The sequence below is a fragment of the Bradyrhizobium canariense genome (assembly GCF_018130465.1).
GTDB classification, from domain to species: domain Bacteria; phylum Pseudomonadota; class Alphaproteobacteria; order Rhizobiales; family Xanthobacteraceae; genus Bradyrhizobium; species Bradyrhizobium canariense_C.
Genome location: NZ_JAFCKJ010000002.1, coordinates 549,883 through 563,808 on the forward strand (window position 1 = coordinate 549,883; position 13,926 = coordinate 563,808).

At 65.1% G+C, this 13,926-nt stretch carries 12 protein-coding genes and 1 pseudogene; 8 read left to right on the plus strand and 5 right to left on the minus strand.

All coding sequences use genetic code 11. From position 1 onward, the window contains the following. The first annotated feature begins 29 nt into the window (after positions 1-29). From JQ591_RS06850 to JQ591_RS06870, 5 genes and pseudogenes are all read left to right on the plus strand, one after another. Positions 30-983: a DMT family transporter gene (locus JQ591_RS06850; RefSeq protein WP_211395600.1), complete on the plus strand. Its 954-nt coding sequence runs from the start codon at positions 30-32 to the stop codon at positions 981-983. A gap of 12 nt (positions 984-995) precedes the next feature. Beyond that, positions 996-2,279 (plus strand): flavodoxin-dependent (E)-4-hydroxy-3-methylbut-2-enyl-diphosphate synthase, encoded by a 1,284-nt coding sequence (gene ispG / locus JQ591_RS06855; protein ID WP_211395254.1) that lies wholly within the window; start codon positions 996-998, stop codon positions 2,277-2,279. Positions 2,280-2,541: 262 nt separating this feature from the next. Further along, positions 2,542-3,438 carry a TauD/TfdA dioxygenase family protein gene (locus JQ591_RS06860; RefSeq protein WP_211395255.1) on the plus strand — a complete coding sequence of 299 codons (897 nt, stop codon included), beginning with the start codon at positions 2,542-2,544 and terminating at the stop codon, positions 3,436-3,438. Positions 3,439-3,525: 87 nt separating this feature from the next. Next, positions 3,526-4,863, plus strand: a complete 1,338-nt coding sequence (locus JQ591_RS06865) for a Rieske 2Fe-2S domain-containing protein (RefSeq protein ID WP_211395256.1) — start codon at positions 3,526-3,528, stop codon at positions 4,861-4,863. A gap of 42 nt (positions 4,864-4,905) precedes the next feature. Next, a pseudogene (locus JQ591_RS06870) lies at positions 4,906-5,688 on the plus strand (N-acetylmuramoyl-L-alanine amidase). Between the two features lie 27 nt (positions 5,689-5,715). Here JQ591_RS06870 and JQ591_RS06875 read toward each other — a convergent pair. The 3 genes from JQ591_RS06875 to JQ591_RS06885 are packed head-to-tail and all read right to left on the minus strand — an operon-like array spanning position 5,716 to position 8,712. After that, complete coding sequence (locus JQ591_RS06875) at positions 5,716-7,323, minus strand: Na+/H+ antiporter (RefSeq protein ID WP_211395257.1); 1,608 nt, start codon at positions 7,321-7,323, stop codon at positions 5,716-5,718. A 48-nt stretch (positions 7,324-7,371) separates the two neighbouring features. Beyond that, entirely contained in the window at positions 7,372-8,277 is a 906-nt protein-coding gene (gene bla, locus JQ591_RS06880) for a class A beta-lactamase (RefSeq protein ID WP_211395258.1), read from the minus strand. A 60-nt stretch (positions 8,278-8,337) separates the two neighbouring features. Continuing rightward, positions 8,338-8,712: a nuclear transport factor 2 family protein gene (locus tag JQ591_RS06885; RefSeq protein WP_007598116.1), complete on the minus strand. Its 375-nt coding sequence runs from the start codon at positions 8,710-8,712 to the stop codon at positions 8,338-8,340. A gap of 94 nt (positions 8,713-8,806) precedes the next feature. Between JQ591_RS06885 and JQ591_RS06890 the strand changes: the two genes are divergently transcribed. Both JQ591_RS06890 and JQ591_RS06895 read left to right on the plus strand, forming a co-directional pair. Next, positions 8,807-9,235, plus strand: a complete 429-nt coding sequence (locus tag JQ591_RS06890) for a GFA family protein (protein WP_211395259.1) — start codon at positions 8,807-8,809, stop codon at positions 9,233-9,235. Between the two features lie 181 nt (positions 9,236-9,416). Continuing rightward, on the plus strand, positions 9,417-11,258 hold the full coding sequence (locus JQ591_RS06895; RefSeq protein WP_211395260.1) for a caspase family protein: 1,842 nt from the start codon (positions 9,417-9,419) through the stop codon (positions 11,256-11,258). A 63-nt stretch (positions 11,259-11,321) separates the two neighbouring features. On the opposite strand, the gene JQ591_RS06900 is transcribed toward JQ591_RS06895, so the two are convergent. Beyond that, positions 11,322-12,014: a DUF1345 domain-containing protein gene (locus JQ591_RS06900; RefSeq protein ID WP_211395261.1), complete on the minus strand. Its 693-nt coding sequence runs from the start codon at positions 12,012-12,014 to the stop codon at positions 11,322-11,324. A 7-nt stretch (positions 12,015-12,021) separates the two neighbouring features. Beyond that, positions 12,022-12,945: a polyprenyl synthetase family protein gene (locus tag JQ591_RS06905; RefSeq protein WP_211395262.1), complete on the minus strand. Its 924-nt coding sequence runs from the start codon at positions 12,943-12,945 to the stop codon at positions 12,022-12,024. Positions 12,946-13,105: 160 nt separating this feature from the next. On the opposite strand from JQ591_RS06905, the gene mtgA reads away from it, so the two are divergent. Then, a complete protein-coding gene (gene mtgA, locus JQ591_RS06910) occupies positions 13,106-13,780 on the plus strand; it encodes a monofunctional biosynthetic peptidoglycan transglycosylase (RefSeq protein WP_211395263.1) in 675 nt (224 codons plus the stop codon). Positions 13,781-13,926: the final 146 nt, after the last annotated feature.

The following is a 13,926-nucleotide window of genomic DNA, read 5'->3' on the forward strand; positions in this document are numbered from 1 at the left end:
AACGGCGCAAAGCCGGTTTTCAGGAAGAAATGTCCTCACCTCAAGCCATACCGTCCGCCGGTCGTCCCCTCAGCGCCGGCGCCATCGCCCTGATGCTCATGCTGTGCCTGACCTGGGGGTTCAACCAGATCGCGGTGAAGCTGGTGCTGCCGGACATTCCGCCGATGCTTCAGGCCACGTTCCGCTCGATGGGCGCGCTGCCGGTGCTCTTCATCATCGGCAGCTTGCGCGGCGTTAAATTCTTCGAACGCGACGGCACCTGGAAGCCTGGCGTCATCGCCGGACTGATGTTCGGAATCGAGTTCGTGCTGATCTTCCAGGGCCTGCGCTTCACACCGGCGTCGCGGGCGGTCGTGTTCCTCTACACCGCGCCGTTCTTCGTCGCGCTCGGCTCCTACCAGGTGCTCGGCGAGCGACTTGGCGGGACGCAATGGCTGGGGCTCGCCATAAGCTTTGCCGGTGTCGCACTCGCGATTGGCGTGCCGCAGCCCAACGTCGATTCGCATGTTCTGCTCGGCGACCTCATGATCGTCGGCGGCGCCGCGCTGTGGGCGGCGACCACGCTGGTTGCCAAGGGCACCCGGCTGCGCTTCGCGGCGCCGGAGAAGGCGCTGGGCTACCAGGTTGCGACCTCGGTCCCGATCCTCGGCGCGGCCGCCTGGCTGTTCGGGGAGACCATCCCCCACACCCCGTCGCCGCTGTCGCTGGGCCTGATGGCCTTCCAGGCGATCTGGGTTGTGGGAACCACGTTCACGCTTTGGTTCGCGCTGGTGAAGACCTATTCGGCCAGCAAATTGTCGGCTTTTACCTTCATCACCCCTTTGTTTGGCGTGGTGGGTAGCTATTTCATCATGCACGACACGCTGAATCTGACATTCGCGGCCGCCGCGGTCCTTGTAATTGCTGGGCTTTTTCTAGTTAACCGTCCCAGCCAATCCGCTGCGGCGCCTCGCGATGCATTGCTGAACGTCACCAAAACCTGATATTTGGACGCCATGAACAAGCTCGAAAACACCATCGATTCCGACATCGCGGGGCCTGCCCCGCGTCATCACACGACCCAGGTCAAGGTCGGCGACGTTGCCGTCGGCGGCGGTGCGCCGATTGTCGTGCAGTCGATGACCAACACCGACACAGCCGATATCGACGGCACCATTGCCCAGGTCGCAGCGCTCGCGCGCGCCGGCTCCGAAATGGTCCGTATCACAGTGGACCGGGAGGAAGCGGCCGCCGCCGTCCCGCACATCCGCGACGGCCTCGCCAAGCGCGGCATCACCACGCCGCTGATCGGCGACTTTCACTATATCGGCCACAAGCTGCTCGCGGCCTATCCGGCCTGCGCCGAGGCGCTCGCCAAATATCGCATCAATCCCGGCAATGTCGGCTTCAAGGACAAGCGCGACACCCAGTTCGCCGACATCATCGAGATCGCCAACAAGAACAACAAGCCGGTGCGCATCGGCGCCAATTGGGGTTCGCTCGATCAGGAACTGCTGACCAGGCTGATGGATGAGAACACCGCCTCGGCCAATCCGCGCGATGCGCGCGCGGTGATGCGCGAAGCCATGGTGCAGTCGGCGCTGCTCTCGGCGGCGCGCGCCGAAGAACTCGGCATGCCCAAGAACCGCATCATCCTGTCGGCCAAGGTCTCGGCGGTGCAGGATCTGATCGCGGTCTACGAGGTTCTCGCCAGCCGTTCCGATTACGCGATCCATCTCGGCCTGACCGAGGCCGGCATGGGCACCAAGGGCATCGTGGCGTCATCAGCGGCGCTCGGCATCCTGTTGCAGCAGGGCATCGGCGACACCATCCGCATCTCGCTGACGCCGGAGCCCGGCGGCGACCGCACCCGTGAGGTGCAGGTCGGCCAGGAGCTCCTGCAGACCATGGGCTTCCGCACATTCGTGCCGCTGGTTGCGGCGTGCCCCGGCTGCGGCCGCACCACCTCGACCACGTTCCAGGAACTGGCCAGCTCGATCCAGGGTTTCATCCGCGACGAGATGCCGACCTGGAAGACGAAATATCCCGGCGTGGAAGAGCTCAACGTCGCGGTGATGGGCTGCATCGTCAACGGCCCCGGCGAATCCAAGCACGCCAATATCGGCATCTCGCTGCCGGGCACGGGCGAAGCGCCGGCTGCCCCGGTGTTCGTCGACGGCAAGAAGTTCCGCACCCTGCGCGGCCCGACCATCTCCGCCGACTTCAAGGCGCTCGTGATCGACTACATCGAGCAGCGCTACGGCCAGGGCGCCAAGGTGCCGGTGACCGCGGCGGAGTAGTTTTACTCCGCTCGCGCCTCGTACCGAGCTGTCGTCCCGGCCTAGTGCGCAATTGCGCACGGGGGGCCGGGACCATAACCACGGGCGGTGGTTATGGCGCGAGATAGTGGTTCCGAATCTTCGTCAAATTCAATCCTGTGGTTATGGGTCCCGGATCTGCGCTTACGCTTGTCCGGGACGACGAGGTGAGTTTGCAGCGCAGATTGCGCTTCTGTTGCCAAGAGCTACCATACTCCCAATCAAAACGATCGGGAGACACGCCATGAGCTCACTCGCCGGCAAGCAAGGTCCGCGCTACCGCCACACGGCCGAAGACGGCGCGGCTTACGAGACCATCGCGGTCGAAAAGCTCACTCCCATCATCGGTGCGGAAATCTCCGGCGTCGACATCGGCAAGCTCGTTTCCGACGATGCCCGATCCAACCGCCAGATGGACGAGGTCCACCGCGCGCTCGCCGAAAATCTCGTCATCTTCTTCCGCGACCAAAATATCACGCCGCAACAGCATCTCGCCTTCGGCCGCAAGTTCGGCGATCTGCATTTCCATCCTGCCGCGCCGCACGAGGATGAAGACCCGGCGCTGATGAAGATCTATGCGGATGCGAACTCGCCGCGCGCCAACGGCGAGGGCTGGCATTCCGACGTGTCCTGCGATCTCGAGCCGCCGATGGGGTCGATCCTCTACATCAAGCAGTGCCCGCCGCGCGGCGGTGACACGCTGTTCGCCAACATGTATGCGGCCTACGAGGCGCTGTCGGATCGCATGAAGGCCTATCTCGACGGGTTGACCGCGCTGCACGACGGCGAGCCAATCTATCGCGGGCTCTATGCCAATTACGGCGTCGCGGATCGTCCCTCTTATCCGAATGCGGAGCATCCCGTGGTGCGGACGCATCCGGTCACGGGCAGGAAGGCGCTCTACGTCAACCGCGGCTTCACCCGCCACATCAACGGCATCCCGCGCGACGAGAGCGACGCGATGCTCGCCTACCTCTACCAGCACGCCGAGAACCCGCTGTTCCAGTGCCGCTTCCGCTGGACCGCGAACGCCATCGCGTTCTGGGACAACCGCTGCACCCAGCACCGCGCGATGTGGGACTACTGGCCGCACACGCGCTCCGGCACACGCGTGACGGTGAAGGGGGAGCGGCCGGTATGACCCGCCCTACGCACCGCGTTCTGCGTTGACGTCTTCCCGCGTCCGCGCCAATCTTGCCGAAAACAAAGACCGTCGGGAGGATTTTCCATGCTCCGCGCCGAGGACAACAAATTCCTGACCGAGTCGGGCCCCGGAACGGGCATGGGCGAATTGTTGCGCCGGTTCTGGATCCCGGTGCTTTTGTCGGAAGAACTTCCCGAGCCCGACGGCGAGCCGAAGAAGATCATCGTTCTCGGCGAGGAGCTGCTCGCCTTCCGCGACTCGCGCGGCGTTGTCGGATTAATCGACCAGTACTGCCCGCATCGCGGCGCCAATCTCTGGCTTGGGCGCAATGAGGAATGCGGCATCCGCTGCGTCTATCATGGCTGGAAGTTCGACACCGACGGCCGGTGCGTCGACATGCCGACCTCCTATCCCGACCTCAACGCCAAAGACCTGATCCGCGTCAAATCCTATCCGGTGCGCGAATGGGGCGAGATGATCTGGGCCTATATGGGCCCGGCGGATGCGATGCCCGAGTTGCCAGATCTCGAAATGGCGTTGCTGCCGGCCTCGCACCGCTATGTCAGCAAGAAATGGCAGGACTGCAACTGGGTGCAGGCGCTGGAAGGTTCGATCGACACCGCGCATTTCACCTTCGCGCACCTCTCCTTCGATAAGGAGGAGAACGAGATTCTGGACATCAAGAGGCATTTCGTGAATCCGATCGCGCGGATGTCGAGTGATCACATGCGCTGGATCGCGGAGGATCCGCGCCCTGTGATCAAGATCGCCCCGCACGAGGCGGGCCTCACCATCGCAGGTGGGCGGCTCACCGGCCGCGATGACATCTACTGGCGCATCGCGCAGTTCCTGATGCCGTTCCACGCCTATGCGCCGAGCGCGATGCCGGGCGAGAACATCTTTGGCCAGACCTTCGTGCCCGTCACCGACACCAATTGCTGGATCTACACCTATGCCTGGAATCCGGAGCGGCCGCTGACGCAAGTCGAGCGTGACGCCTTTGACAGAGGCAATGGCGTGATCGCGGAGGTCGGCGACAATTACGTGCCGCTGCGCCACAAGGGCAACGACTATCTGATCGACCGCAAGCTGCAGAAGACCAGGAGCTACACCGGCATCAAGGGCGTCTCCGAACAGGACGCGGCCGTGCAGGACAGCCAGGGCCCGATCGCCGACCGCACCCGCGAGCATCTCGGTCCGACCGATCTCGGTATCATGCATTTTCGGAAGGTCGTGATGGAGCTGGCGCGGGCACTTCAGCAGGGCGAGCCGCCGCCGCAGGCCGCGCACCAGGATCGCTACGCCGTGCGCTCGGGCGCCTGCGTCACCAGCAAGGCCAAGGACTTGCCCGCGGTGATGCTGGAACGCTTTGGTGACGTCGCGGGATTCGTCGGCCGACCGCGGATTGCGGCAGCGGAGTAGGGCTTGGGGCAATTACGGGGCATCATCTCAAATCTCGTCTTGATGCTGGTCGCGTCGAGCCTGCTATCGTTGCTTGCAGCTGTTGCCGGCGGCGAAGCCGCTCTCGCGCGGAAAATCGCGAAACCCAAGCCGCCGCAGTCGCCGGTCAAATGTGAGATGTCGAAATTCCGTATCGTTGTCGATGTCGGGCACACCCCGGACTCCTACGGCGCGTTGAGCGCACGCAACGATCCCGAGTTCGGCTTCAATCTCCGGCTTGCAAAGGGGATCACGGCGAAGCTCAAGGCCGAAGGCTTTGCCGCGGCCCGCCTGCTCGTCACGGACGGCAAGGCGCGGCCGAGCCTGCTCAAACGCGTCAGCACCGCGAACGACGCCCGGGCCGATCTCTTCCTTTCGATCCATCACGATTCGGTGCCGGACAAGCTGCTCGGGACCTGGGAGTTCGACGGCGCAAACAGCTAGTTCAGCGACCGCTTTTCGGGCCACTCTCTGTTCGTGTCGCAGCGGAATCCGCACTTCGCCGCCAGCCTGATGCTGGCCCGGATGATCGGCAGGCAGCTGAAAGAGCAGGACCTGCACTATGCCAGCCAATACACCCTGCCGGTGATGGGCCGCTACCGGCGCCAATTGCTCGACAAGGATGTCGGCGTCTACCGCTATGACGGGCTCGTCGTGCTCTCGCAAACCCGCAGCGCCGCAGTGCTGCTCGAAGCCGGCTCGATCATCAACCGCGACGAGGAGATGACGATGAACTCGCCGGAGCGGCAGGAGATCATTGCGGGCGCCGTGGCGGTGGCGATGAGGGAGTTTTGCGAGAGGCGGTAGTTCGCTACGCGTCGCAATGACGAGAATCTATAGCGGCCCTCTCCGATACTCCCGGTTCGCCAAGCTTGCCTCTTCCAGATCCAGATCCCGCTCGATCCTCCGGCGCGTCTCGTCGGTGATCTGGCCGTCACGCAGCAGGTCGTGGATGAATTTGCGCTCGGCGGCGATCAGGTCCCGGGTCAGGGCGGTGCCGGCGGCGGAGACGTCGTGGTGGGTGGGGTCGAGCGAGTCCGGTAGCTGGTTGACCCGGATCTCGTGGCGTGCGCGCAGGAGCCGCATCACCTCGTCCGACACGTCCTTCTCCTCCGTCAGCACGTCGAGCGACTTCAGGGCGGCATCGAGGGCCTGGCGCCGAGCCGCGATCTCGGCCTCGTGCTCGGCGACATGCTCGTTGCGACCGGCTTCCGCGACGCCGAGCCAGCGCACCACCGGCGGCAGCGTCAGGCCGACACCGATCAAGGTGATGAAGATGACACCGAAGGCGACGAACAGGATCAGGTCGCGAAACGGAAAGGCCTCGCCGCCCGGCAGCGTGAACGGTAGCGCCAGCGCTGCCGCCAGCGACACCGCACCGCGCACGCCGGTGAACGCAAGCACGAACGGCCATTGCCATGGTGGGGACGGGTCGCGCACGCGCAGCGACTTGCTGAGCATCCGTGGCAGATAGGTCGCGGGATAGAGCCAGGCGAAGCGCGCGATTACGACGACCGCCAGCACCACGGCGGTCGCGATCATGATGTCGTCGAGCGGAAACGCCTTCGACTTCTCGTAGAGCGCGCGCAGCTGGAATCCGGTGAGCAGGAACAGCAAGCCCTCGATCAGATAGATCACGAGGTCCCAGAAGAAGATTCCTTGCAGGCGCGTCGAGGCCGAGATCAGCAGCGGGCCGTTCCAGCTCACATAGAGGCCGCAGGCGACGGTGGCGATCACACCGGAGCCGCCGAGATGCTCGGGCAGCCAGTAGGACACGTAGGGCGTGATCAGCGACAGTGTCAGCTCGACCTGCGGATCCCCCGACCATTTGCGGAACCGCAAGGAGAGCCAGCCGACACCGATGCCGAAGGCGATCTCGCCGGCGACGATGAGCAAGAACTCGCCGCCTGCCAGAGGCAGCGAGAAATGGCCGACCATGATCGCGGCGAGCGCGAAGCGGTAGAGGATCAGCGCGGTGGCATCATTCGCGAGCCCTTCGCCTTCGAGGATGACCATGAGCCTGCGCGGCAGGTGCAGCCGGCGCGCGATCGCGAGCGGCGCCACCACATCGGGCGGCGCGACGATGGCGCCGAGCAGGAAGCCGATCGTCCAGGGCAGGCCGATCAAATAGTGGGTGGCGGTTGCGACCAGCGCCGCAGTGAAGATCACCGCGCCCACGGCGAGCAGCACGATCGGGCGAAGATTCTTTTTGAACTCGCGCCAGCTCATCGCGACGCTCGCCGAGTAGATCAGCGGCGGCAGCACCATCAGCAGCACCAGTTCCGGCGGCAGTTCGACCGGCGGCATGCCCGGCACGAAGGCGAGGCCGACACCGGAGAGCATCAGCAGAATGGCAGGCGCGATGTTGAAGCGGCGTGCGACAAGCGCGGTGCCCGCCAGCACGGCGAGCAGGATGAGAAAGGTCTGAAATTTCGCTTCCATGATGATCTGTCTTCACCCGGAAGCGACCGCAAGGTCAATGCATGCGGCTCACGCCAGCCGCTCGGCCACCATGCGGCCGATGCGTGCGAACACGGCTTCGAACTGTGCCGCACTCGGCGTGCCGCCCTGGGTATAGGCCGCGATCAGGATCGGTGCATCCGGCTTGCTGTCGGTCTTGGCGTTGGATTTGGCGTTTGTCTTGGCATCGGTCTTGGGCCAGGCCACCGCGATATCGCCGGAGGCGTCCTTGCCGTTGTTGCCGGTCTTGTCGCCGATCTTCCAGCTTGCGGGGAGCCCGCCACGCAGCCGGTTCGCGCCGGTCTTGCAACCCACCATCCATTCCGTGAGTTGAGCACGCGAGGCCGGCGACAGCCCATCGCCCGTCACCAGCCGGCGCAGATTGCCTGCCATCGCCGCCGGCGTCGTGGTGTCTCGGGGATCGCCGGGCGGTGAGCGGTTGAGCTCGGGCTCGTTGTGGTCGAGCCGCGAGGTGGTGTCGCCGAGTGAGCGCCAGAATGCCGTGAGCGCGGCGGGGCCGCCGATCCGCGCCAACAGCAAATTGGCGCAGGTGTTGTCGCTGAGCTCGACGATCGCCTTGCACATCTCGGTGACCGACATTGCGCCGGCGGCAATGTTTTGCTTGGCGACCGGTGCGTACTCCAGCAGGTCGGCCTTGCCGTACGGGATCATGGCCGCGAGCTGATCCTCGCCACGATCGACCCGCGCCAGTACGCAAGCCGCGAGCGACGCCTTGAATGTCGAGCACATGACGAACCGTTCGTCGGCGCGCCAGGCGAGCTTGGCGCCGGTCGCGAGGTTCTCGGCATAGACCCCGATCCGGCCGCCACTCTCGCGCTCATAGGTTTCGAGCTCAGGCTGCGCGTCCGCGGCGAGCGCGGGGGAGGCGGCAATCCAGCACAGCGAGGCGAGCAGCGAACGGCGGTCGAGAAGCATGGGGACCTGTTGGGCGGAGACGAGGGAGGGAACGCAGCGGCGAGCGGGAGGGAAGCCCCCTCACTCCCGCAGGTCATACCGATAAGACTTCGACACGATCTGCCAGCCGTCGGCGAGCTTCATCGCCACCAGATAGTCGGTGAAAAAACGCGGCGGCAGCTGGCACCGGACCTTGATGAAGGCGGTCTTGTCGTCCGAACGGTCGATGGTGACGATGAAATCCTCGCGCGGCTTGCCTTCGGCCTTGCCGGAGGGGCGCTTGCGCACGCGGTCGAGCCAGTCCGGCACGGTCAGCACCTGCAGCTCGCCCTTCTCGACCCAGCGCAAATCGGCGGAGGGATGGAAGATGGCACCGAGTTTTTCGGCATCGCCCTCGTAAAGTCCGTCGAAATAGGATTGCACGACGGCTTCGACGCTCGAACGGTTCTGGCTCATGGGTCATCCCTTTGAATGATGGCTCGCGGCGAACTTAGTCCTACACATCAAAATGCGCTATGGGAGTGCGTACCATTTGCGCGAGGACACTGTGATGACCGGATCAGAGAATTCGAACGCTCGTATCCTGATCGGCGAATGCTACTGCCGCGCCGTGCGCTACGAGGTGGTGGACGCGTTCTCGTATGCGATGAACTGCCACTGCTCGAATTGCCGCCGTACCACCGGCGCCGCCTTCAAGCCGTTCGCCGGAATAACCCAGGACAAGCTGCGCATTGCCCATGGTGAAGACCAGCGCGTCATCTACGGCGACGACGCCACCCATGACGCCCACTGCGCCCGCTGCGGCTCGTTGCTTTACTCCCGGGTGCGCGACGGAAAATGGGTCCATGTCGCCATGGGAACCCTGGTCGATGCCCCCTCGATCCGACCGAGCGTCCACATTTTCGTGGGTTCGAAGGCGCCCTGGCACGAGATTACGGACAATCTGCCTCAATATCGGGGCCACGTCGGGGATGCCTGAGGTAACCTGCTGCACACCTATTCCTCGGCGAACCGCGATCGGACTGGCGCGACAAACAAAAGGGGTCTTTCGGCCTGCCGCCGGCGCCACCTTCGTGACTCCATCACAAGCGCCCGCGGCGGACCCCGTTAAAGCCATCCCAAAGGGGCTCGAACGGCCCTGAACCATCGGAAGTCGTGTCATGCGCAATTTGCTCAGACTTTGTCCGCTTCTCCTCGCTGTCGCGCTGCTATTCGGTGCCGGGCCCGCTTTCGCCGGGAAGCGCGTCGCGCTGGTGATCGCCAACTCCGCCTATCAGCATGCGCCGTCGCTTACGAACCCCGTCAACGACGGTTCGGTGATGGCCAGGACGCTGAAGGAGGCCGGGTTCGACATCGTCGATTCCCGGCACGACCTGACGGCGCAGGAAACCCGGCGTGTGCTGCGCGAATTCGCCGACGGGACCCGCGATGCCGATATCGCCGTGGTCTACTATGCCGGCCACGGCATCGAGGTGGAAGGCTCGAACTATCTGATCCCTGTCGACGCCAAGCTGGAGCGTGACACCGACGTCTTTGACGAGGCGCTCTCCCTCGACCGCGTCCTGGTCGCGGTCGAACCGGCCAAGCAGCTTCGCCTGGTGATCCTGGATGCCTGCCGTGACAATCCGTTCGGCAAGACCATGAAGCGCACGGTCGCCTCGCGCGGCCTCGGCCGCGGCCTCGCCCAGGTTGAGCCGACCAGCCCCAACACGCTGATCGCCTATTCGGCCAAGGCCGGCTTCACGGCGCAGGATGGCGACGGCGCGAACAGCCCCTTTACCGTGGCGCTGTCGAAGCATCTGACGACGCCCGGCCTCGACGTCCGCCGCGCCTTCGGCTTCGTGCGTGACGAGGTGCTCAAGTCGACCGGTAACAAGCAGGAGCCGTTCGTCTATGGTTCGCTCGGCGGCGAGGACGTGCCGCTGGTGCCGGTCAAGGTGACCGCTGCGGCTGCCGCTGCGCCCGCGCCGAACCCCCAAGCCGACATCCGCCGTGATTACGAGCTCGCGCTCCAGGTCGGCAACAGGCCGGCATGGGAGGCGTTCCTCGCCCAGCATTCCGACGGCTTCTATGCGAGCCTTGCCAAGCTTCAGCTCGAAAAAATCGGCGCTGAGCAAGCTCATGCGGCGGCCACCGAGAAGGCGAAACAGGCCGAGGCCGAGCGCGATCGTCTTGCCGCAGTTGGCGCGCAAAAGGATACGCAGGCCAAGGCAGCCGCCGATGCGAAGGCCGCAGAGCAGGTACAGCTTGCCGCGCAAAAGGCCAAGGAGCAGGCGCAGCAGCAGGCGGCCGCCGCCGAGCAGCAGCGCGTCAATCTCGCCGCCGCGGCGCCGAGTGCAGCACCCGCCAGCACGGCGAGCCCCGCCGGCACCAACGTCGCGTCGCTGACGCCGGCCACCGCGCCGGCCGATCTCAGCCGCTCGGTGCAGACCGAACTCGGCCGCGTCGGCTGCTTCTCCGGCGCCGCCGACGGCAACTGGACCACGTCCGCGCAGCGGTCGTTGTCGCAGTTCAACCGTTATGCCGGCACCAAGCTCGACGTGAAGGTGGCGAGCACCGATGCACTCGACACGGTCAAGTCAAAGCAGTCGCGCGTCTGTCCGCTGGTTTGCGAGCACGGCTTCAAGGCCGACGGCGACAAGTGCACCAAGATCGTCTGCCGTGACGGCTATGCGCTCAACGACGACAACGAGTGCGAGAAGCAGCGTGCCGCCAAGCCCGCCAAGCCTGCGACCGCCAAGCCTGCGATTGCAAAGCGTGACGACGGTGACGAGCGTCCCGCACGGCAGCGTCGTCAAGCCGGCGGTGCGGCTGCCGAAGCGGCGGGCGGCTTTGGCGGCGCCGCCGGCATTGCGGCTGCCGCTGGCGCCAGCCGCCGCTCGAGTGGCGGGCAGCTATTCTGCAATAGCGGCGGCTGCCGTCCGGTCAACCGTAGTTGCCATCTCGAATATCGCGGCGGGGGCGGCCCCGGCAACGATGCCAATGCCGAGGTATGTAACTAAGGGTTGCGGTGTCGCCATATGGTTGTCCTGGCTTTCGCCAGGACGACTCACGGGGGAGTGAGTTCAGGTCGAGATCGCGCTCGCCGCGATGTTGACCGTCAGCGCCAGCAAGGCCGTGTTGTAGATGAATGACACGATGCCGTGCGCGGTGGCGGTGCGGCGGATGGTCTTGTCGGTGATACCGACGTCGGAGACCTGCGCGGTCATGCCGATCACGAACGAGAAATAGACGAAGTCCCAATAATCGGCGTGGTCTTCCTTGTCGCCGCTCGGAAACTGAAGGCCGCCTGGCGTGGCGTGCCGGTAATAGTCATGAGCGTAATGCAGCGCGAAGGTCGTGTGCACGGCGGCCCATGACAGCGCAATGGTGCTGATTGCGATGGTCAGCTCCAGGCCGCCGCGATGCGGCGTTCCCAGCTCGGAGATGATCGCAGCGATGCTGGCGAAGGCGCCGATCGCCGTCACCAGCAGGATCATGAAGCGACCGTCGTCCTGCATCGCGGCGCTGCGGCGGATGTGCTCGTGGTCGTTGCACAGCATCATCGCGTAGACCAGCACCAGATAAACCGCGATCAGCGCATCCCAGCCGAACAGAAGCCGCGTCACCAGCCGGTGCGAACCCGGTATGAGCAGGCAGACGAGGATACCGACGGCCAGCGATATGAACGTCCGCGGCCGCGCATACACCAGGCGCACCGGCTTCGACATCTTGCGGAAGCGAGCGAGGACAGGATCTTCCTTGCTGCCGCTCGCCATCGCGCGACTAGCTCTTCCGTTCGGCGACGAAGCGCGCAGCCGCTTGCAGCACGGCGGCCCGATCGCCGAAGATCGACACGGCGCTGTCAGCCCGCGCGAGCAGGTCGCGGACGCGCTGCTTGGCGCCTTCGAGGCCGAGCTGCGTGACGAAGGTGGTCTTGCCCATCGCTGCGTCCTGGCCCGAGGGCTTGCCGAGCGCAGCCGCGTCGCCCTCGACGTCGAGCAGGTCGTCGGCGATCTGGAAGGCTTCGCCGAGCGCGCGGCCGTAATCGTCGAGCGCCTGATATTCCTTTTGCGAGGCCTGGCCGAGGATCGCGCCGGCGATGCAGCCGTAGCGCAGCAGAGCACCGGTCTTCATCTGCTGAAGACGTGCGACGTCGACCGGCTCGCGGTCGCCAAAGCGACCTTCGCCGGCGAGATCGAGGATCTGACCGCCGACCATGCCGCCGATGCCGGCGCAGCGCGCCAGTGCACGGGTCAGCAAGAGCCTCACATTGGCGTCGCGATGGATCTCGTCGCGGGTGATGATGTCGAAGGCGAGCGTCAAGAGGCCGTCGCCGGCGAGGATCGCGGTCGCGTCGTCGGTCTTCTTGTGCAGGGTTGGGCGGCCGCGGCGCAGGTCCGAATTGTCCATCGCCGGCAGATCGTCGTGGATCAGCGAATAGCAGTGGATGCATTCGAGCGCCGCACCGGCGAGCAGCGCGGCCTCGCGCGGCACGCCGAACACGGCCGCGCTCTCGACCACCAGGAAGGGCCGCAGGCGCTTGCCGCCGTTGAGGCTCGAATAGCGCATTGCGTCCATCAGTCGCTTGGGCCGGGCGATCTCATCGGGCAGGATGTCGTCCGACAGCAGGCGCCCGAGCAGGGCCTCGGTGTCATCAGCGGTCTTGTCCAGACGTTTGGCGAAATCGGACGGGGACGTGCTGGTCATCAAGAAGGGCTCCAGAACTAAAATTCGGCGGGACAATCCTTTATGCGCCCGCCTCAGTCAATCGTTTGGAAGGCCTAAAAAGTGCTGGAAAAGGCCCGAATTATCACAGACTTAATGCCGGGCCCGTGGCCGCGTTTCGTTCTGCGCCGGAAAGGTTGATTTGCGCGTCGTCAAAATCCTTCTCTTGGTGCTCGCGGTCGCGGCTCTCGCGCCCTATGTCATCGCGCCGTTCTACCGCGCCGGCCATCCCGTTTCGACGCTGATGGTCTGGCGCTCGCTTCGGGGGGCGCCGATGCAGCGGGAATGGATCGATCTGGCGGCGATGTCGTCCTCGCTGCCACGCTCGGTGGTGGCGGCGGAGGACGCCCATTTCTGCAAGCATCACGGCATCGACTGGGGTGCGCTGCGTGAGGCGATCGACGATGCCCAGGAGGACGGCACCCCGTTCCGGGGCGCTTCCACCATCACCCAGCAGGTGGCGAAAAACCTGTTCCTCTGGCAGGGGCGGGACTTCGTCCGCAAGGCGCTGGAATTCCCGTTGGCGCTGTGGGTCGATCTCGTCCTGCCCAAGGCGCGGATCCTGGAGATTTACCTCAACATCGCCGAGCTCGGCCCGCAGGGCCAGTTTGGGGCCGAGGCGGCCAGTGCGTATGCTTTCGGCAAGTCGGCGGCGAACCTCTCCCCCCGGGAGGCGGCGCTTCTGGCCTCGATCCTGCCGAATCCGGTCAAACGCAGCGCCAGGACGCCGGGGCCGGGCGTCCGGCGGCTGGCCGGGACCTATGTGGCGAGGGCGCAGGCCAGCTCGCTTTCGACCTGCTGGCGGGATAACCGCTGATTTCGGGTCCTTTTCGGGCGCTTTTTCCGGCCCAGAGCCCTAGATTTAAGGCTGGCCTTCATCTATAAGCCCGGCCTTGACTGGCATTCAGCTCGCCTCGGTTTGCGGGTGCTGAGCCGTCCCCTCGCGGACGATGCCCTGATGAC